A 20,423-nucleotide genomic window follows, 5' to 3' on the forward strand; every position below is an offset into this window, starting at 1 on the left:
TACAGGGCACGGACGGACGTCGGCCGAGACCGTGACGAGGTCGTGACCTGCCCGGTTCCGGCCCGTCGCCGGGTCTCAGGGGGTCGCGCCGCCCGGCGGTGTCGCCTCGGGGCGGAGGATGCGCTCGGCCAGCACCTTCATCGAGGTGCGCTCGTTCATGGCGTTCCGCTGGATCCAGCGGAACGCCTCGGCCTCCGTCATCCCCTGGTCGGCCATGAGCCGGCCCTTGGCCTGCTCGACGACCTTGCGGGTCTCCAGCCGCTCCTCGAGCGTGCGCACCTCGCCGTCCAGGGCGGCGATCTCGGTGAACCGGGCCCGGGCGACCTCGATGGCCGGCACCAGGTCGTTCTTGGAGAACGGCTTGACCAGGTAGGCCATGGCACCGGCGTCCCGGGCCCGCTCCACCAGCTCCCGCTGGCTGAAGGCGGTCAGCACGATGACCGGCGCGATCCGGGCCGAGGCGATCTGCTCGGCCGCGGCCAGCCCGTCGAGGACCGGCATCTGGATGTCGAGGATGACCAGGTCCGGCGTCAGCTCCCGCGCCCGGTCGACGGCGGTCTGGCCGTCACCGGCCTCGGCGACGACCACGTACCCCTCCTCCTCGAGCATCTCCTTGAGATCCAGGCGGATGAGGGCCTCGTCCTCGGCGATGAGGACCCGGGTCGGCTCGCTGCTCACGGGCGCAGAGCCTAGCGAGAGCGGCTGACAGCGGCCGCCCGGTTAGGCTGGCCGCGCCGTGACCACGGTCGCGGCGGGCGGCCCCCGTACCCCAACCGGCAGAGGGAGCGGATTCAAAACCCGCGCAGTGTGCGTTCGAATCGCACCGGGGGCACGTGACACTGCGGTCCTCCGGACCGCACCACGGCCAGGTGCCGTGCCCCGGACCGTGGAGTCCTGCGGCCGGGTCCTCCTCGGGGAACCCCCCGGCCCCCCGCACCCCGAACCGCACCACGGCCAGGTGCCCTGCCCGGGGACCGTGCAGCCCTGCGGCCGGGTCCTCCTCGGGGGACCCTCGGTGGCCCGCTCGTCACGGGCAATACGGTGGGACGGTGAGCGAGCCCGTGCCCCACATGACCCCCGAGCAGTTCCGGCAGCACGGTCACGAGGTGGTCGACTGGATCGCCGACTACTGGACGCGGCTGGAGTCCTTCCCCGTCCGTTCCCGCGTCCTCCCGGGCGACGTCCGGTCGGCGCTGCCGTCGTCGGCGCCCGAGCGGGGCGAGCCGTTCTCGGCGGTCCTGGCCGACCTGGAGAGCGTCGTCCTGCCCGGCATCACGCACTGGCAGCACCCGGGCTTCCTCGCCTACTTCCCCGCCAACACCTCCGGGCCCTCCGTCCTCGGCGACCTGCTCTCGGCGGGCCTCGGCGTGCAGGGCATGTCCTGGGTGACCAGCCCGGCGGCCACCGAGCTCGAGCAGCACGTGATGGACTGGCTGGCCGAGCTGCTCGACCTGCCCGCGGCGTTCCGGTCGGACGGCACCGGCGGCGGCGTCGTCCAGGACTCCAGCTCCGGTGCCAACCTCGTCGCGCTGCTGGCGGCACTGCACCGCGCCAGCGGCGGCGCCACGGTCCGCCAGGGCGTGCGGCCCGAGGAGTACACGGTCTACGTCTCCGCCGAGACGCACTCGTCGATGGAGAAGGCGGTGCGGATCGCCGGCCTGGGCAGCGACGCCATCCGGATCGTCGAGGTCGACGGCGACCTCGCCATGCGCCCGGCCGCGCTCGCCGCCCGGCTGGAGCGCGACACCGCCCGCGGGTACCGGCCGGTGCTGGTCTGCGCCACGGTCGGCACGACGTCGACGACCGCGGTCGACCCGCTCGCCGGGATCGGGCCGATCTGCCGGCGGTACGGCGCCTGGCTGCACGTCGACGCCGCGTACGGCGGGGTGGCCGCCGTCGCCCCGGAGCTGCGGCACCTGCAGGCCGGCGTCGAGGAGGCCGACAGCTACACCACCGACGCGCACAAGTGGCTGCTCACCGGCTTCGACGCGACCCTCTTCTGGGTCGCCGACCGGGCGGCGCTCACCGGCGCGCTGGCGATCCTCCCCGAGTACCTGCGCAACGCCGCTACCGAGGCCGGCGCGGTCGTCGACTACCGCGACTGGCAGATCGAGCTGGGCCGCCGGTTCCGCGCGCTGAAGCTGTGGACGGTGCTGCGCTGGTACGGCGCGGAGGGCCTGCGGGCACACGTGCGCTCCGGCGTCGCGCTGGCGCAGGAGCTCGCCGGCCGGGCCGACGCGGACGACCGCTTCGACGTCGTCACGCCGCACCCCCTGTCGCTGGTGTGCCTGCGCCCGCGCTGGCCGGCCGACGTCGACGCCGACGTCGCCACCATGACGCTGCTCGAGCGGCTCAACGACGGCGGTGAGGTGTTTCTGACCCACACCACCGTCCGCGGCCAGGTGGTGCTGCGGGTGGCGATCGGCGCGCCGACGACGACGCGTGCGCACGTCGAGCGGGCGTGGGCGCTGCTCTGCGAGGGCCACGACTGGCTGGCCGCCGACTTCGCCGAGGCCGCCGCCGAGCGGGCCCGCGCCGACGCCGAGCGCAAGGAGGCCGGCCGCGTCGCCGAGGCCGAGCGCCGGGCACGCGAGGAGGCGCCCCGGCCGGCGGAGGACGAGCCCGTCACTCCCCCAGTGACCGGATGAGCCCCTCCTGGGCCACCGTGGCGACGTGGGTGCCGTCGGCGGACCAGATGCTGCCGAAGCACAGCGCGCGGCCGGCCGTGGCGGCGGGGCTGTCGGTCTCGTAGAGGAACCACTGGTCGGCCTGCACCGGCGCGTGGAACCAGACGGCGTGGTCGAGGCTGGCCCCGACGTAGCGGCCGCCCCACCCGCCGCCGACCCGCGCCAGCCCGGCCGACAGCAGCGTCAGGTCGCTGACGAAGGTCAGCGCGGCCGCGTGCACGCCGGCGTCCTCGGGCAGCCGCCCGGCCACCCGGAACCAGGCGTGGGACTGGGTGTGCGGCGGCGTCTTCGCCTCGGGCGCGAACGGGTCGGCCATCGGCCGCTGCTCGACCGCCCGGCTGATCTCCAGCGCCGGGGCGGCCAGCGCGCCGTGGCCGGCCGCGTGGTCGGCCAGGGACAGCAGCCCGTCGGGGCCCGGAACCTCCGGCATGGGCCGGGAGTGGCCGACGACGGCGGCCTCGCCGGCGTGGAAGTCGGCGGTCAGCGCGAAGACGGCGACGTCGTCGTCCCTGCGGCGCTGGCAGGCGATCACCCGCCGGGTGGAGAACGACCGGCCGTCGCGGATCCGCTCGACGGTGTACCGCAGCTCCTCGTGCGGGTCACCGGGCCGCAGGAAGTAGGAGTGCAGCGAGTGCACGCCGCGGCCGGGCGCCACCGTGTGCACCGCGGCCATGAGCGCCTGCGCGGCGACCTGCCCACCGAAGATCCGCTGCAGCCGGGTGGTCGGGGTCTGCCCGACGAAGACGTCGGGTGACCGCTCCTCGAGGTCGAGGACGCTCATGAGGGCGGCGGCCTGGGTCCCGCCGCCGGTCACGAGTCGGTGCCGACTTCGTGGACGCGGATGAGGTTGGTCGAGCCCACGGTGTTGGGCGGGCTGCCGGCGACGACGACCACCCGGTCGCCGACGCGCAGCCGCCCGATCGACAGCAGCGAGAAGTCGACCTGCTCGACCATGTCGTCGGTGTGCTCCACCGAGGGCACCAGGAAGGTCTCCACGCCCCAGGACAGCGCCAGCTGGCTGCGCACCCGGGCGTCGACGGTGAAGGCCAGCAGGGGCTGACGGGGGTGCAGGGCGGCCAGGCGGCGGGCGGTCTCGCCGGTCTGGGTGAAGGTGGCCAGCGCCTTGACGTCGAGCGCCTCGCCGATGTCGCGGGCCGCGCGCACGATGGCGCCCGACCGGGACCGGCTGCGGCGGGTCAGCTCGGCCACCCAGCGGTCGTCGTTCTCGACGGCGTCGATGATCCGCTCCATCGTGCGCACCGCGCCGACCGGGTGGCTCCCCACCGAGGTCTCGCCCGACAGCATGACCGCGTCGGCGCCGTCGAGGACGGCGTTGGCCACGTCGGAGGCCTCCGCCCGCGTGGGCCGGGAGTTGGTGATCATCGACTCGAGCATCTGGGTGGCCACGATGACCGGCTTGTTGCGCTCGCGGGCGGCCTGGACTGCGCGCTTCTGCACCAGCGGGACGGTCTCGAGCGGCAGCTCCACGCCGAGGTCGCCGCGGGCGACCATGATCCCGTCGAAGGCCTCGACGATGGCGTCGAGATTCTGCACCGCCTCGGGCTTCTCCAGCTTGGCGATGACCGGGACCTGCACGTCCTCCTGGCGCATGATGTCGCGCACCAGCTCGGCGTCGGCCGGTGAGCGGACGAACGACAGCGCGACGACGTCGACCGACAGGTGCAGGGCGAAGCGCAGGTCCTCCTCGTCCTTCTCCGACAGCGCCGGGACGCTGACCGCGACGCCGGGCAGCGACAGGCCCTTGTTGTTGCTGACCTGGCCCCCCTCGACGACGACGCACCACACGTCCGGGCCGTCGACGCCGACCACCGACAGGGCGAGCTTGCCGTCGTCGACCAGCAGCCGGTCGCCCACGCGGGCGTCGTTCGCCAGGCCCTTGTAGGTGGTGGAGACCCGCTCGGCGGTGCCCTCGACGTCGTCCACGGTGATGCAGACCCGGCTGCCGGTCGCCCAGGTGACCGGGCCGTCCGCGAACGTGCCGAGGCGGATCTTGGGGCCCTGCAGGTCGGCGAGGACGGCGACGGCGCGGCCGGTCGAGTCCGAGGCCTCCCGGACCCTGCGGTAGGCGACCTCGTGGTCGGCGTGCGACCCGTGGCTGAAGTTGAGGCGGGCGACGTCCATGCCGGCCTCGACCAGAGCGGTGATCTGCTCGAGGGAGGAGGTGGCGGGGCCCAGGGTGCAGACGATCTTCGCGCGTCGCGACATGGGTGGAACGCTAGTCGGCGGTCGTCCGGCCCCCCTGCAGGGTCCCGCCACGGGCCTGCCCGTGGCGGGACCCTGCAGGGGTCGCCTCGTCAGCGCAGCGCGACCGCCGTCGGGGTGACCGGCCGGGGCAGCATCGTGCTGCCGGTCAGCCACTGGTCGACCGCGCCGGCGGCGGCGCGGCCCTCGGCGATGGCCCACACGATGAGCGACTGGCCCCGGCCGGCGTCACCGGCGACGAAGACGCCGGGCACGCTGGCCATGAACTCGTCGTCGCGGGCGACGTTGCCGCGCCCGTCGACGTCGAGGCCGAGCGCCTCCACGAGCCCCTCGCGCTGCACGCCGGTGAAGCCCATGGCCAGCAGCACCAGCTGGGCGGGCAGCTCCCTCTCGGTGCCCTCGACCTTCTGGAACCGGCCGTCGACCCGCTCCACCTCGTGGATCATCAGAGCGCGCACGCGGCCCTGGGTGGGGCCCTCGTCATGACCCAGGAAGCGCTCGGTGTTGACCGAGTACAGCCGCTCCCCGCCCTCCTCGTGCGCCGAGGAGACCCGCATGACCATCGGGTAGGTCGGCCACGGGTTGCTGCCGGGGTCCCGGCTGTCCGGGGGCGCCGGCATGATCTCGAGCTGGGTGACCGACCGCGCGCCCTGCCGGTGCGAGGTGCCCAGGCAGTCCGCGCCGGTGTCGCCGCCGCCGATGATGACGACGTCCTTGCCCCGCGCGGTGATCGGCGGGTCGTCGAGCTCGCCGAGGGCCTGCCGGTTGCCGAAGGGCAGGAACTCCATGGCGAGGTGGATGCCGTCGAGCTCGCGCCCCGGGACGGGCAGGTCGCGGCCGATCGTCGAGCCGGCGGCGAGCACGACGGCGTCGTGCTCCCCGCGCAGCTGCTCGGCCGAGAGGTCGCCCTCGCCGCTGCCGCCGACCTCGACGCCGGTGACGAAGCGGGTGCCCTCGGCGCGCATCTGGTCCAGCCGCCGGTCCAGGACGGACTTCTCCATCTTGAACTCGGGGATGCCGTACCGGAGCAGGCCGCCGACCCTGTCCGACCGCTCGTAGACGGTGACGTCGTGGCCGGCGCGGGTCAGCTGCTGGGCCGCGGCCAGCCCGGCCGGGCCGGACCCGACGACGGCGACCTTCTTGCCGGTGCGCTCGGCCGGGGCCTGCGGCACGACGTGGCCCCGCTCGAAGGCCTGGTCGATGATCTCCCACTCGATCTGCTTGATCGTGACCGGCGAGTCCTGCAGGTTCAGCACGCAGGCGCCCTCGCAGGGGGCCGGGCACAGCTTCCCGGTGAACTCCGGGAAGTTGTTGGTCGCGTGCAGCCGCTCGATCGCGTCGCGCCAGTCGTCGCGGCGGGCGAGGTCGTTCCACTCCGGGATCAGGTTGCCCAGCGGGCAGCCGTGGTGGCAGAACGGGATGCCGCAGTCCATGCACCGGGCGGCCTGCTGGCGCAGCGCCGCGACCGGGTAGACGCCGTCCTCCCCGCTGTCGCGGGTGAGGTAGACGTCCTTCCAGTCGAGGATGCGGACGTCGACCGGCCGCCGGGGCGGCAGGGCGCGCTCGTACTTCAGGAACCCCGTGGAGTCAGCCACGTGCGGCCTCCATCACTGCTCGATCCACATCGGTACCGGCGGCCTCGGCGGCGCGCCGGGCCTCCAGCGCGCGCCGGTAGTCGCGCGGCATGATCACGCTGAACTGCTCCGACCAGCGGCCCCAGTCGGCCAGGAGCGCGGCGGCGACCGGGGACCCGGTCTCGGCGGCGTAGCGCTCCAGGACCTCGCGCAGCCACTGCGAGGACTCCCCGTCGAGCGCCTCGACGTCGACCATCTCGGGGTTGACCCGGTGCCGGGCGAGGTCCAGGACGTAGCCGACACCGCCGGACATGCCGGCCGCGACGTTGCGCCCGGTCGGCCCGAGGATCACCGCGCGACCGCCGGTCATGTACTCCAGCGCGTGGTCGCCGACGCCCTCGACGACGGCGAGCGCCCCGGAGTTGCGCACGCAGAACCGCTCGCCCACCCGGCCGCGGAGGAAGATCTCCCCGCTGGTGGCGCCGTAGCCGATGACGTTGCCGGCGATGACGTTGTCCTCGGCGGCGAAGGTCGCCTCGCGCGCCGGGCGGACGACGATCCGCCCGCCGGACAGGCCCTTGCCGACGTAGTCGTTGGCGTCGCCGAGCAGCCGCATGGTGACCCCGCGCGGGACGAAGGCGCCGAAGGACTGGCCGGCCGACCCGGTGAAGGTCAGGTCGATCGTGTCGTCGGGCAGGCCCTGGCCGCCGAAGCGGCGGGTGACCATCGAGCCGAGCATCGTGCCGACGGTGCGGTTGACGTTGCGCACCGGCAGCTCGAGGCGCACCGGCCGCGCGTCGAGCAGCGCGCCCTCGCACAGCTGGATGAGCGTCTGGTCCAGGGCGACGTCGAGGCCGTGGTCCTGGGTGCGGACCGCACGCCGCGGCGCGCCCTCGGGCAGCTCGGGCAGGGCCAGCATCTTCGACAGGTCCAGGCCGCGGGCCTTCCAGTGGTCGACCGCGGTGCGGGTGTCGAGCAGCTCCACGTGGCCGATCGCCTCCTCGACCGAGCGGAAGCCGAGCTCGGCGAGGTAGCCGCGCACCTGCTCGGCGAGGAACTCGAAGAAGGTGACGACGAACTCCGGCCGCCCGGTGAACCGCTTGCGCAGCTCCGGGTTCTGCGTGGCGACCCCGACCGGGCAGGTGTCGAGGTGGCAGACCCGCATCATGATGCAGCCGGAGACCACCAGCGGGGCCGTGGCGAAGCCGTACTCCTCGGCACCGAGCAGCATCGCGACGACCACGTCGCGGCCGGTCTTCATCTGCCCGTCGACCTGCACCACGATCCGGTCGCGCAGGCCGTTGGCCAGCAGCGTCTGCTGCGTCTCGGCCAGGCCCAGCTCCCACGGCGAGCCGGCGTGCTTGAGCGAGGTCAGCGGCGCGGCACCGGTGCCGCCGTCGTGCCCGGAGATGAGGACGACGTCGGCGTGGGCCTTGCTGACGCCGGCCGCGACCGTCCCGACGCCGACCTCGGCGACCAGCTTGACGTTGACCCGCGCCTCGGTGTTGGCGTTCTTCAGGTCGTGGATCAGCTGCTTGAGGTCCTCGATCGAGTAGATGTCGTGGTGCGGCGGCGGGCTGATCAGGCCGACGCCGGGCGTCGAGTGCCGGGTGCGGGCCACCCACGGGTAGACCTTGCCGCCGGGCAGCTGGCCACCCTCCCCCGGCTTGGCGCCCTGGGCCATCTTGATCTGGATGTCGTCGGCGTTGACCAGGTACTCGCTGGTGACGCCGAAGCGGCCGCTGGCCACCTGCTTGATCGCCGATCGGCGCAGGTCGCCGTTGGGGTCGGGCACGAACCGGTCGGGGTCCTCGCCGCCCTCCCCGGTGTTGGACCGCCCGCCGAGCCGGTTCATGGCGATGGCGAGGGTCTCGTGCGCCTCCTGTGAGATGGAGCCGTAGCTCATCGCGCCGGTCTGGAAGCGCTTGACGATCTCGCTGACCGGCTCGACCTCCTCGATCGGCACCGGCGGGCGCACGCCCGTCCGGATCGAGAACAGGCCGCGCAGGGTGGCCGCGTCCTCCGACATCTGGTCGACCGTCTGCGTGTACCGCTCGAAGACCTCGTACTGCCGCGAGCGGGTGGAGTGCTGGAGGAGGAACACCGTCTCGGGGTTGAACAGGTGCACCTCGCCCTCGCGGCGCCACTGGTACTCCCCGCCGGTCTCCAGCCGCCGGTGCGCCCGCTCGGTGGGGTTCTGAGGGTAAGCGCGCCGGTGCCGCATCGCGACCTCCTCGGCGAGCACGTCCATGCCGACGCCGCCGAGGGGGCAGGAGGTGCCGGTGAAGTACTCGTCGACGACGTCCTGGGACAGGCCGACGGCCTCGAAGATCTGCGCCATCGTGTAGGAGCCGACGGTGCTGATGCCCATCTTGCTCATGACCTTGAGGACGCCCTTGCCGAGCGCCTTGACGACGTTGCGCACCGCCTGGGCGGGCTGGACGCCGGTGAGGACGCCGTCGCGGATGAGGTCCTCGATGGACTCGAACGCGAGGTAGGGGTTGACCGCGGCCGCGCCGTAGCCGAGCAGCAGCGCGACGTGGTGCACCTCGCGGCAGTCGCCGGACTCGACGACGAGGCCGACCTCCATGCGGGTCCGCTCGCGCACCAGGTGGTGGTGCACCGCGGCGGTCATCAGCAGCGACGGGATGGGGGCGCGCTTCTCGTCGCAGTCGCGGTCGGAGAGCACGATGACCCGCGCGCCGGCGGCGATGGCCTTGCTGACCTTGGTCCGCAGCTGCTCGATCGCCTCGACCAGCGCCGGGCCGCCGCCGGTGACGTCGAAGTGGCCGGTGATCCGGACGGCGGCGAAGCCGGGCAGGTCGCCGTCGTCGTCGATGTGCAGGATCTTGGCCAGCTCGTCGTTGTCGATGACCGGGTAGGGCAGGAACACCTTCCGGCAGGAGGCCGCGGTGGCCTCCAGCAGGTTCTGCTCGGGGCCGAAGGTGCGTCCGAGGCTGGTCACCAGCTCCTCGCGGATGGCGTCCAGCGGCGGGTTGGTCACCTGGGCGAACAGCTGCCCGAAGTAGTCGTAGAGCTGCCGCGAGCGGTCCGACAGCGCCGCGATCGGGGTGTCGGTGCCCATGGAGCCGATCGGCTCGGCGCCGCTGGAGGCCATCGGCGTCAGCAGGACGCGCAGCTCCTCCTCGGTGTAGCCGAACATCATCTGCCGGCGCACCACCGACTCGTGGCTGGGCCGCGCGCGCCGCCGCTCGGGCAGCGAGGGCAGGTGCACCAGGCCCGCGTGCAGCCAGTCCTCGTAGGGGTGCTGGGTGGCCAGGGCGCCCTTGACGTCCTCGTCGGAGACGATCCGCCCGGAGGAGGTGTCGACGAGGAACATCCGCCCCGGCTGCAGCCGGCCCTTGGCGACGACGTCGCCGGCCGGGATGTCGAGCACGCCGGCCTCGCTGGCCAGGACGACGAGGTCGTCCCTCGTGCGCCACCAGCGGCCCGGGCGCAGGCCGTTGCGGTCGAGGACCGCGCCGATGAGCGTGCCGTCGGTGAAGGCCACGCAGGCGGGCCCGTCCCAGGGCTCCATGATCGAGGAGTGGAACCGGTAGAAGGCCCGGCGGGCCGGGTCCATCTCGTCGTGGTTCTCCCACGCCTCCGGGATCATCATGAGCACCGCGTGCGGCAGCGAGCGGCCCGACAGGTGCAGCAGCTCGAGCACCTCGTCGAAGGTGGCCGAGTCGCTGAAGTCGCTGGCCGTCACGGGGAAGATCCGGTCCAGGCCGAGCTCGGAGGCCGGACCCGCGGGACCGTCGAACAGGTCGGTCTCGAGCTTGGCCTCGCGGGCGCGCATCCGGTTCCGGTTGCCCTTGATGGTGTTGATCTCGCCGTTGTGGGCGATGAACCGGAACGGGTGGGCCAGCGGCCAGCTCGGGAAGGTGTTGGTGGAGAACCGGCTGTGCACCAGCGCGATCGCCGACTCGTAGCGCTCGTCGCGCAGGTCGGGGAAGAACGCGGGCAGCTGGTCGGTGGTCAGCATGCCCTTGTAGGTGATGGTGCGCGAGGACAGCGAGACGACGTAGAGCGAGCTGCCGGCCTCGCGGGCCGCGTGCTCGGCGCGCTTGCGCAGCACGAAGGAGCGCCGCTCCAGCCGGGTGACGCCGTTGACCGCGCGGGGGCCGCCGAAGGCCGCGGCGTCGGCGCGCGCGCCCATCGTCTCGGCGACGAACAGCTGGCCGAAGTGCGGCATGACCGCGCGGGCGGTGGGGCCGAGGTCGGCGCCGTCGGGGTCGACGGGGACGTCGCGCCAGCCGAGGACGGTCAGTCCCTCCTCGGTGGCGATCCGCTCGACGTCGGCGTAGCGGGCGGCCCGCTCCTGCTCGTCGGCCGGCAGGAAGGCGATGCCGACGGCGTACTCGCCCAGGGGCGGCAGGTCGAAGTCGACGCCGGCGCGCAGCAGCGCGTCGGGCACCTGGGTGAGGATCCCGGCCCCGTCGCCGGAGTTGGGCTCGGAGCCGGCGGCGCCGCGGTGGTCGAGGTTGTGCAGCGCGGTCAGGCCGGCGGCCACGATCGAGCGGGAGCGGCGGCCCCGGGCGTCGGCCACGAAGGCGACGCCGCAGGCGTCCGAGTCGTTGGCCGGGTCGTAGAGACCGGCGGCCGGCGGCGTGGCCGAGAACGGCACGGCCGAGCCGGTGGTGCGAGGGGCGGGGGTGCGGGACCCGGACATGATCACTCCCGTCGTCGGCTGTCGCGCCGTCCACGAGGAACGGCGTGGGGGCGCAGGGGCCCGGCCGGTGGTCAAGGGGGCGGAGCGGCGGAGAGCAGCGCGGGACTGCGGTGAGCCGGAAGCCGGCGGGACACGGTGTGCCCGGACCGGCTGGAGCTCGCGGCCCCGAGGGTGGTGCCACGGGGTCGTCGTCCGCGGGGCAGCGCTGGCCCGGTTCCGACGGGGAGGACCGCCCAGGATCGCTGGGTGATCTGACGAGGAGGGTACACAGCGGGAACAGGCGGATTACGCCGTCGGACGGCGGCTCCGGCGCGTCCCGTCAGGGGGTGCCCGGCGTGTCGTGAGACCGGTCACGCACGCGGTCCGGCTCGTCGGCGTCCGGGCTGGTGGCGGCCCCCGTCGGCGTCTCGTCGGCGGCCACGGCGGTGTGGTCGTCGTCACCGTCACCGTCGCCGGCCCGGTCGAGGACCTCCCGCGGCCGGCCGCGCTGCCACACCAGGTAGGCCACCGCGAGCAGGCCGACGACGATGCAGGTGAACACGTTGAGCCGGACGCCGAGGATGCGGTTGGCGTCGTCGATGCGCAGGATCTCGATCCACAGCCGGCCGGCGCAGTACAGGGCCACGTAGAGGGCGAACGCGCGGCCGTGGGAGAGCCGGAAGCGGCGGTCGGCCCAGATCACGACGGCGGCCGCGGCGAGGTTCCACAGCAGCTCGTAGAGGAACGTCGGGTGGAAGGTGGCGAAGGCCTCGTAGCCGGCGGGCCGGTGCACCGGGTCGATCTCGAGGGCCCACGGCAGCGTCGTCGGGCTGCCGAAGAGCTCCTGGTTCCACCAGTTGCCCAGGCGGCCGATGGCCTGGGCGACCAGCAGGCCGGGGGTGATGGCGTCGGCGAACGGCGGCAGCGGGATGCCGCGGCGGCGGCAGGCGATCCACGCGCCGACGCCGCCGAGGGCGATCGCGCCCCAGATGCCGAGGCCGCCCTCCCAGATGGCGAAGGCCCGCAGCGGGTCACCGCCCTCGCCGAAGTAGGGCTGCGGCGTGCTGATCACGTGGTAGACCCGGCCGCCGAGGATCCCGAACGGCACCGCCCAGACCGCGATGTCGAGGACCTCGCCCGGGCGCCCGCCGCGGGCCACCCAGCGCCGCTCGGTGATCCAGCAGGCGGCGACGATGCCGGCGATGATGCACAGCGCGTAGGCCCGGATCGGGAACGGCCCGAGCTCCCACACGCCCTGCGCGGGGCTCGGGATGGCGGCGAGCGTCATGCCCGCACCCCCGCCCGGCGCACCCCGTCGGCCAGTTCCGCCGAGAGGGCCCGGACCCCCTCGGCCCCGCGCCCGTCGAGCATCTCGCGGACGTAGGCCGAGCCCACGATGACCCCGTCGGCGAAGCCGGCCACCTCGGCGGCCTGGTCGCCGTTGGAGACGCCGAGCCCGACGCAGATCGGCAGGTCCCCGGCCACCGTGCGGGTGCGGGCGACCAGTTCGCCGGCGGCCGTGCTGACCGTGGTGCGGGTGCCCGTGACCCCCATGGTCGAGGCGGCGTAGACGAAGCCCCGGGACGCCGCGACGGTGGCGGCCAGCCGTGCGTCGGTCGACGACGGGGCGACCAGGAAGACGCGGTCGAGGCCCGTGCGGTCGGACGCGGCGATCCAGGCGCCCGCCTCGTCCGGGATGAGGTCGGGCGTGATCGCGCCCGCTCCCCCGGCGGCGGCCAGGTCGTCGGCGAACCGGTCGACGCCGTAGCGCTCGATCGGGTTCCAGTAGCTCATCACCACCGGCACGCCACCGGCCGCGGCGACCGCCCGCACGGCCGGGAGCACGTGGCGCAGCCCGACGCCGGCCCGGACGGCGACGTCCATGGCCTCCTGGATCACCGGGCCCTCCATGCCGGGGTCGGAGTACGGGACACCGACCTCGAGGGCGTCCGCGCCCCCCTCGATGGCCGCGACCATCGCCTCGATCGACGTGTCGACGTCGGGGTAGCCGACCGGGAGGTAGGCGATCAGCGCGGCGCGGCCCTCGGCCCGGGCGGCGGCGATGCGCTCGGCGAGGAGGCTCATGCCGACTCCCCCGCCTCGTGGCCGGGCACCGCGTCGCCGGAGGTCACGGCGCCCTCGGTGGGCTGCTGGTCGGTGTCCATGCCGGGGCCGGGGTCGACCTCGTCGCGGTCCCCGAGCCCGAACCAGCGGGACGCCGTCTCGACGTCCTTGTCCCCGCGGCCGGACAGGTTGACCAGCAACAGCGCGTCCGGGCCGAGCTCCCTGCCCAGCCGGAGGGTGCCGGCGAGGGCGTGCGCGGACTCGATCGCCGGGATGATCCCCTCGGTCCGGCACAGCAGCGCGAAGGCCTCCATCGCCTCGGCGTCGGTGACCGGGTGGTACTCGGCGCGGCCGATGTCGTGCAGGAAGGAGTGCTCCGGGCCGACGCCCGGGTAGTCCAGGCCGGCGCTGATCGAGTGCGACTCGATGGTCTGGCCGTTGTCGTCCTGCAGCAGGTAGGACCGGGCGCCGTGCAGCACGCCCGGCGCTCCCCCGGTGATGGTCGCCGCGTGCCGGCCGGTCTCGACGCCGTCGCCGCCGGCCTCCAGGCCGACCAGGCGCACGCCGTCGTCGGGCACGAACGCGGTGAAGATGCCGATCGCGTTGGAGCCCCCGCCCACGCAGGCCAGGACGGCGTCGGGCAGCCGGCCCTCGCGCTCGAGCACCTGGGCGCGGGCCTCGTCGCCGATGACCCGCTGGAAGTCGCGGACCATCGCCGGGAACGGGTGCGGGCCGGCGACGGTGCCGAAGACGTAGTTGGTCTCCTCGACGTTGGTCACCCAGTCGCGGAAGGCCTCGTTGATGGCGTCCTTGAGGGTGCGCGACCCGGTGGTCACCGGGACGACCTCGGCGCCGAGCAGCCGCATCCGGGCCACGTTGAGCGCCTGCCGGCGGGTGTCCTCCTCGCCCATGTAGACGGTGCACGACAGCCCCATGAGCGCCGCGGCGGTGGCCGTCGCGACGCCGTGCTGGCCGGCGCCGGTCTCGGCGATGACCCGCTTCTTGCCGATCCGCCTGGTCAGCAGCGCCTGGCCCAGCACGTTGTTGATCTTGTGCGAGCCGGTGTGGTTGAGGTCCTCGCGCTTGAGCAGCACCCGCGCGCCGCCGGCGTGCTCGGCGAACCGGGGTACCTCGGTGACCGGGCTGGGCCGGCCGGTGTAGTCGCGCTGCAGGGCGGCGAACTCCGCGATGAAGGCGGGGTCGACGCGCATGGCCTCGTAGGCCTCGGTCAGCTCGTCGAGCGCGGCGATGAGCGCCTCGGGCACGAAGCGGCCGCCGAAGACGCCGAAGTGGCCCGTCGCGTCCGGCCAGGACGGACGCGCCGGCGGGGCGGGTCGGGCCTGGGTCGGGTGCACGGCGCTGCTGGTCATGGCCCCAGTGTGGCGCGCCGGGACGACCCGGCGGCGGAGGGGGTCAGCGGGTCGTGCGCGGCACCGCGGGGTGCGACCCGGCGGTGACCAGGTCGGCGACGGCCTGGCGGGCGTCGCCGGCGGTGACCAGCCCCTCGCCGACCAGGACGGCGTCGGCGCCGGCAGCGGCGTAGGCGATGAGCTCCCGGGGGCCGCGGACGCCGGACTCGGCGACCTTCACCACGCCCGAGGGCAGCCCGGGGGCGATCCGCTCGAAGGTGCCGAGGTCGACCTCGAGGGTCCTGAGGTCGCGGGCGTTGACGCCGATCACCGACGCGCCGGCGGCGAGCGCGCGGTCGGCCTCGTCCTCGGTGTGCACCTCGACCAGTGCGGTCATGCCGAGGGACTCGACCCGCTCCAGCAGGCCCAGCAGGGCGTTCTGCTCGAGCGCGGCGACGATGAGCAGGACGACATCGGCGCCGTGCGCCCGGGCCTCGTGGACCTGGTAGCTGCTGACGACGAAGTCCTTGCACAGCACCGGCACCTGGACGGCGGCGCGGACGGCGGCGAGGTCGGCGTGCGAGCCGCCGAAACGGCGCTGCTCGGTGAGGACGCTGATCACCCGGGCGCCGCCGGCGGCGTAGTGGCGGGCGAGCACCGCGGGGTCGGGGATCTCGGCGAGCGCGCCCCTGCTGGGGCTGCGCCGCTTGACCTCGGCGATGACGCCGACGCCCGGTGCGCGCAGGGCGGCGAGCGCGTCGCGGGCCGGACGGGCGGCGCGGGCGGCGGCCTTCACCTCGGGCAGCGGGGTGGCCGCCTCGCGCGTCGCGACGTCCTCGCGGACGCCGGCGACGATGTCGTCGAGGACGGTCACACCGCCTCCTCGCTCCTGGTCAAGTGGTGTCTCCTGCCCCGCTGGGCCGGTGACCACACTCTAGAGGCGGCGGCCGGGCGGCCCGGCCGCCGGGTCGCCCGCCGGGTCGTCGGTCGGGTCGTCGCCGCGGTCGAGGGCGCGCCAGGCGTCCAGCGCCCGGTCCTCGTCGGTGCGGGGCCGGGCCGGTGCGGGCGCTGCGGCCCCGGGACCGCGCTCGTAGCGCCGGCCCATCCCCGGCCAGGAGCGCCCGCGGGCCAGCACCAACCCGCCCGCGGCGACGGCGAGCGCGGCGGCGGCCAGGCACAGCACCGGCCAGGCCGCGGCGAGGTCGGCGGTGCGCCGCTCCCCCGGCGCGGCGGTGCCGGGGTCGGCGCCGCCGGTGAGCACCCGTAGGCCCGACCAGGCCAGCGCCGCCCCGGCGAGCACCACGAGCACCCCGACGGCGACCCGCCCGGCGCCGCGGACGGCGAGCACGGCGACCGCGGCGGCGAGCAGCAGCAGGCCGGCGGCGGGGACGAGCGGGGCCAGTGCAGACCCGGTGAGGACCTCGGTGACCGGCGGCAGCGGCGCCCGGCGGGTCACGGTGACGGTGGACCAGGTCTGCCCCGCGGCCGACAGCGCGAGCGCCCCGGCGAGCGCGCAGCCGGCGAGCGCCGTCCCGAGCTCCCGCCGGTCGCGCGCCGTCACCGGACCTCCCGCATGCCCTCCGCCGTCGCGATCGCCGACAGCACCGCCCGCGCCTTGTGCCGGGTCTCGGCCTCCTCGGTGGCGGCGTCGCTGTCGGCCACGATCCCCGCGCCGGCCTGCACCCACGCGCGGCCCCGGTGCAGCACGGCGGTGCGGATGGCGATGGCCATGTCCATGTCGCCGCCGGTGTCGAGGTAGCCGACGGTGCCGGCGTAGAGCCCCCGCCGCGTCGGCTCCAGCGACTCGATGATCTCCATGGCGCGCGGCTTGGGGGCGCCGGAGACGGTGCCGGCCGGAAAGGTGGCGTCGAAGACGTCGAGCGCGTCCCGCTCCGGGCTCACCTCGCCGGAGACGGTGGAGACCAGGTGCATGACGTGGCTGTAGTACTCGACGCGCATGAAGTCGGGCACCTCGACCGTCCCCGGCACGCACACGCGGCCGAGGTCGTTGCGGGCCAGGTCCACGAGCATCACGTGCTCGGCGCGCTCCTTGGGGTCGGCCAGCAGCCCCTCGGCCAGCCGCAGGTCCTCCTCCTCGGTGGCGCCCCGCGGGCGGGTGCCGGCCGGCGGGTGGACGACGGCTTGGCGGCCGGTGACGGTCACCAGCGCCTCCGGGGAGGACCCGACGACGTCGAAGGGCGACTCCCGGCCGGCGAAGCGCAGCAGGTACATGTACGGCGAGGGGTTGGTCGCCCGGAGCACCCGGTAGAGGTCGAGCGCGTCGACGTCGGTGTCGGTCTCGAACCGCTGGGCCAGCACCACCTGGAAGGCGTCGCCGGCGCGGATGTGCTCGCGCACCCTCTCGACGCCGGCCTCGTACCGACCCGGCGCCATCGTGCTGCGCACCGGGGGCGGCTCGGCGGGCGTGAAGGTGGCCACGCCCGGCGGCACCGCCTTGGTCAGGTCGGCGGCCATGGCGTCGAGGCGGGCGACGGCGTCGTCCCAGGCGGCGCCCGGGTCGTCGCCGGCCTGCCGGAAGGCGTTGGCGATGAGCAGCACCGTGCCGTCGGTGTGGTCGAGGACGGCGAGGTCGGTGACCAGCATCAACGAGACCTCGGGCATGCCGAGGTCGTCGGTGGCGGTGGTGGGCAGCCGCTCCAGGCGCCGGACGACGTCGTAGCCGAGGTAGCCGACCAGTCCGCCGGTGAGGCGGGGCAGGTCCGGGGTGCGCGGCGAGCGCAGCCTGCGGGCCAGCGTGCGGACGGCGGCCAGCGGGTCGTCGGGCAGGTCGTCGGTGAGGCCGGGCAGCCGGTCGCCGAGCCAGAGGGTGCGCCCGTCCCGCTCGGTGAGGACGCCGGCGCTGCGCACGCCGACGAAGCTGTAGCGCGACCACCGCTTGCCCTGCTCGGCCGACTCGAGCAGCACGGTGCCCGGGCGGTTGCCGGCGAGCTTGCGGTAGACGCCGACCGCGGTCTCGCCGTCGGCCAGCAGCCGCCGGGTGACCGGCACGACCGGCTGGTCGAGGCCGGCGAACGCCTCGCGGGACGGCGTGGTCTCACCGAGCCGCACGGGTGACCTCCGTGTCACGAGGGAGCAGGTCGCGGGAGAAGCAGGAGCGCGCGCCGGTGTGGCAGGCCGGGCCCTCCTGGTCGACGAGGACGAGCAGCGCGTCGCCGTCGCAGTCGAGGCGCACGTCACGCACCCACTGGCGGTGCCCGGAGGTCTCGCCCTTGACCCAGTACTCGCGCCGGCTGCGCGACCAGTAGGTGGCCCGGCCGGTGGTCAGCGTCCGGTGCAGGGCCTCGTCGTCCATCCAGGCGACCATGAGGACCTCGCCGGTGTCGTGCTGCTGCACGACGGCGGCGACCAGCCCGGCGGGGTCGCGGCGCAGCAGCGCGGCGGTCGCGGGGTCGAGGGCGGACTCGACGGCGGGGACGGCGGACATGCCGCCGATCGTCCCACCGCGGGTGGACCGACCGGCTCAGCGGCTCCGCGAGGCTCCGGCGGCGGGTTCGGCAGCGGGTTCGGCAGCGGGTTCGGCAGCGGCGCCCCAGCGGCGCGCCGTGCCGGTCAGCAGCAGCCCGAGACCCACCGCCGGCACGGCGGCGAAGAAGAGCACCCCGAGGAGCAGCACCGGCGCCGAGCCGAGGACGTCGTCGTCGGTGAAGCCGTCGAGGGTGCTCAGCCGGACGACCCAGTACAGCGACAGCGCGAGCTGGGCGGCGAAGGAGACGAGCAGGGTCAGCCAGGACGCGCGGCTGCGCCGGTTGAGCACCATGATCCCGCCGACCACGAGCGCGATGGCCGACAGCAGCTGCACGACGGTCAGGACGACGGCCTCGGTGACCAGCGACTCCGCCTCGCTGCTGCCGCCGAACTCCGACGACACGAGGCCGAGGGTGCTGGCCAGCAGGAGCAGGTAGGCCGAGGACAGGGCCACGACGGCGGCCTGGACGAAGGCCAGCACCGCCGCGGCGACGACCTGGCCGGGACGGCGCGGGCGGGCCGGCGCCGGCGGGCCGTAGGCCGGCCAGTACGGCGCCGGTGGGGGCGCCCAGCCGTACCCGGGCGCGGTGTACCCGGGTGCGGTGTACCCCGGCGCGGTGTACCCGGGTGCGGTCCACCCGGGTGCAGACGCCGTCGCGTACGTGGGCGGGCCGGCGTAGGCGACCGGCTCGGTCTCGGTGGCCGGGTCCGACCAGGGGCTGCCGGGCGCGGTCACAGCGCGGCTGCCAGTGCGCGGCCGGCGACGCGGCCGGAGAACAGGCAGCCGCCGAGGAAGGTGCCCTCCAGCGAGCGGTAACCGTGCACGCCCCCGCCGCCGAAGCCGGCGACCTCACCGGCGGCGTACAGGCCGGGGAACACCTCGCCGCCGGGCCGCAGCACCCGGGCGGACAGGTCGGTCTCCAGCCCGCCGAGGGACTTGCGGGTGAGCAGGTTGAGCCGCACCGCGATGAGCGGGCCGGCCGCGGGGTCGAGCAGCCGGTGCGGCGGCGCGACCCGGATGAGCTTGTCGCCGAGGTAGCTGCGGGCACCGCGGATCGCGGTCATCTGCAGGTCCTTGCCGAACACGTTGTCGACCGCGCGGTCGCGGGCGACGACCTCGCGCTCGACCGTGGCGAGGTCGATCTCGGGCTCGCCGCCGGTGACGCGGTTCATCCCGGCGACCAGCTCCGGGAGCGTGGTCGCGACGACGAAGTCCTCGCCGCGGTCGAGGAAGGCCTGCACCGGGGCGGAGACGCCGGCCCGCGCCCGGTTGACCAGCAGCCGCACGTCCTTCCCGGTCAGGTCGGGGTTCTGCTCGGAGCCGGAGAGGGCGAACTCCTTCTCGACGATCTTCTTGGTCGCGACGAACCAGGTGTGCTCGTACCCGGTCGTCCCGATGTGGGCCAGCGTGCCCAGGGTGTCGAAGCCGGGGAACAGCGGGACCGGCAGCCGGGTGCCGGTGGCGTCGAGCCACAGCGACGACGGCCCAGGCAGGATCCGGATGCCGTGCCGGGCCCACACCGGGGAGTGGTTGGCGATGCCCTCGGTGTAGTGCCACATCCGGTCGGCGTTGACGACGTTCGCGCCGGCCTGCTGGGTGGCCTGCTGCATCAGCCCGTCGACGTGGGCGGGCACGCCCGACAGCAGCCGTCGCGGCGCCGGCCCCAGCCGCGCGGGCCAGTTTCGCCGCACCAGGTCGTGGTTGCCGCCGATGCCCCCGGAGGTGACGACGACGGCCTGCGCGGCGATCTCGAACTCACCGACCTCGGTGCGCGAGCTGGCCTCGCCGCGGGCGGCGTCGCTGGGCTCGAGCACCGCCCCGCGCACGCCGGTGACGGCGCCGCCGGTGACGACCAGCCCCGTCACGCGGTGACGGAAGCGCAGCTCCACCAGGCCCCGGTCGACGGCGGCGCGGACGCGGCGCGCGAACGGCTCCACCAGGCCGGGGCCGGTACCCCAGACGATGTGGAAGCGCGGGACCGTGTTGCCGGGGCCGGTGGCGGTGTACCCGCCGCGCTCGGCCCAGCCGACGATCGGGAAGAAGCCGACGCCCTGCTGCCGCAGCCAGGACCGCTTCTCCCCGGCGGCGAACTGCAGGTAGGCCTCGGCCCACTGGCGCGGCCAGTGGTCCTCCTCGCGGTCGAACCCGGCGGTGCCGAACCAGTCCAGGCGGGCCAGCTCCAGGGAGTCGCGCACCCGCAGCCGCCGCTGCTCGGGCGAGTCGACGAGGAACAGCCCGCCGAAGGACCACCAGGCCTGCCCGCCGAAGGAGGCCTCCGGCTCCTGGTCGACGAGGACCACGCGCTTGCCCGTGTCGGCCAGCTCGGCGGTCGCCACCAGTCCGGCCAGGCCGGCCCCCACCACGACGACGTCTGTGTCAGCCACG

15 protein-coding genes and 1 tRNA gene are annotated in these 20,423 nt (G+C 74.7%); 2 read left to right on the forward strand and 14 right to left on the reverse strand.

Features of this window, described 5'->3' with window-relative positions:
- Positions 1-75: 75 nt before the first annotated feature.
- Positions 76-678 (reverse strand): ANTAR domain-containing response regulator, encoded by a 603-nt coding sequence (locus BM165_RS20955; protein WP_075015457.1) that lies wholly within the window; start codon positions 676-678, stop codon positions 76-78.
- An 80-nt stretch (positions 679-758) separates the two neighbouring features.
- Between BM165_RS20955 and BM165_RS20960 the strand changes: the two genes are divergently transcribed.
- Positions 759-832: transfer RNA gene (locus BM165_RS20960), tRNA-Leu, on the forward strand.
- A gap of 217 nt (positions 833-1,049) precedes the next feature.
- A complete protein-coding gene (locus BM165_RS20965) occupies positions 1,050-2,648 on the forward strand; it encodes a pyridoxal-dependent decarboxylase (protein ID WP_244274373.1) in 1,599 nt (532 codons plus the stop codon).
- On the opposite strand, the gene BM165_RS20970 is transcribed toward BM165_RS20965, so the two are convergent.
- From BM165_RS20970 to BM165_RS21030, 13 genes are all read right to left on the reverse strand, one after another.
- The gene (locus BM165_RS20970; RefSeq protein WP_244274374.1) at positions 2,626-3,501 is read right to left on the reverse strand and encodes an acyl-CoA thioesterase; all 876 of its coding nucleotides are present in this window, start codon (positions 3,499-3,501) and stop codon (positions 2,626-2,628) included. The genes BM165_RS20965 and BM165_RS20970 overlap by 23 nt on opposite strands.
- The gene (pyk, locus tag BM165_RS20975) at positions 3,498-4,913 is read right to left on the reverse strand and encodes a pyruvate kinase (protein WP_075015458.1); all 1,416 of its coding nucleotides are present in this window, start codon (positions 4,911-4,913) and stop codon (positions 3,498-3,500) included. The genes BM165_RS20970 and pyk overlap by 4 nt, the downstream gene beginning before the upstream one ends.
- A gap of 89 nt (positions 4,914-5,002) precedes the next feature.
- Complete coding sequence (locus tag BM165_RS20980) at positions 5,003-6,505, reverse strand: glutamate synthase subunit beta (RefSeq protein ID WP_075015459.1); 1,503 nt, start codon at positions 6,503-6,505, stop codon at positions 5,003-5,005.
- Positions 6,498-11,159 (reverse strand): glutamate synthase large subunit, encoded by a 4,662-nt coding sequence (gene gltB / locus BM165_RS20985; RefSeq protein WP_244274375.1) that lies wholly within the window; start codon positions 11,157-11,159, stop codon positions 6,498-6,500. Before gltB ends, BM165_RS20980 begins: the two co-directional genes overlap by 8 nt.
- Before the next feature lie 319 nt (positions 11,160-11,478).
- Complete coding sequence (gene lgt / locus BM165_RS20990) at positions 11,479-12,426, reverse strand: prolipoprotein diacylglyceryl transferase (protein ID WP_083427562.1); 948 nt, start codon at positions 12,424-12,426, stop codon at positions 11,479-11,481.
- The gene (trpA, locus tag BM165_RS20995) at positions 12,423-13,223 is read right to left on the reverse strand and encodes a tryptophan synthase subunit alpha (protein ID WP_075015460.1); all 801 of its coding nucleotides are present in this window, start codon (positions 13,221-13,223) and stop codon (positions 12,423-12,425) included. The genes lgt and trpA overlap by 4 nt, the downstream gene beginning before the upstream one ends.
- Entirely contained in the window at positions 13,220-14,572 is a 1,353-nt protein-coding gene (trpB, locus tag BM165_RS21000) for a tryptophan synthase subunit beta (RefSeq protein ID WP_075015461.1), read from the reverse strand. The genes trpA and trpB overlap by 4 nt, the downstream gene beginning before the upstream one ends.
- 43 nt (positions 14,573-14,615) lie before the next feature.
- Positions 14,616-15,425 carry an indole-3-glycerol phosphate synthase TrpC gene (gene trpC / locus BM165_RS21005; RefSeq protein ID WP_075015462.1) on the reverse strand — a complete coding sequence of 270 codons (810 nt, stop codon included), beginning with the start codon at positions 15,423-15,425 and terminating at the stop codon, positions 14,616-14,618.
- A gap of 60 nt (positions 15,426-15,485) precedes the next feature.
- Entirely contained in the window at positions 15,486-16,112 is a 627-nt protein-coding gene (locus tag BM165_RS21010; RefSeq protein ID WP_075015463.1) for a Trp biosynthesis-associated membrane protein, read from the reverse strand.
- Positions 16,109-17,620 (reverse strand): anthranilate synthase component I, encoded by a 1,512-nt coding sequence (locus BM165_RS21015; RefSeq protein WP_075015464.1) that lies wholly within the window; start codon positions 17,618-17,620, stop codon positions 16,109-16,111. The genes BM165_RS21010 and BM165_RS21015 overlap by 4 nt, the downstream gene beginning before the upstream one ends.
- Positions 17,607-17,996 carry a phosphoribosyl-AMP cyclohydrolase gene (gene hisI, locus BM165_RS21020; RefSeq protein ID WP_075015465.1) on the reverse strand — a complete coding sequence of 130 codons (390 nt, stop codon included), beginning with the start codon at positions 17,994-17,996 and terminating at the stop codon, positions 17,607-17,609. Before hisI ends, BM165_RS21015 begins: the two co-directional genes overlap by 14 nt.
- A gap of 36 nt (positions 17,997-18,032) precedes the next feature.
- Complete coding sequence (locus tag BM165_RS21025; RefSeq protein WP_075015466.1) at positions 18,033-18,773, reverse strand: hypothetical protein; 741 nt, start codon at positions 18,771-18,773, stop codon at positions 18,033-18,035.
- Positions 18,770-20,422, reverse strand: a complete 1,653-nt coding sequence (locus BM165_RS21030) for an FAD-binding dehydrogenase (protein WP_208976827.1) — start codon at positions 20,420-20,422, stop codon at positions 18,770-18,772. Before BM165_RS21030 ends, BM165_RS21025 begins: the two co-directional genes overlap by 4 nt.
- Position 20,423: the final 1 nt, after the last annotated feature.

Source organism: Geodermatophilus obscurus (assembly GCF_900115395.1).
In the GTDB taxonomy this organism is placed as follows: Bacteria; Actinomycetota; Actinomycetes; order Mycobacteriales; family Geodermatophilaceae; genus Geodermatophilus; species Geodermatophilus obscurus_B.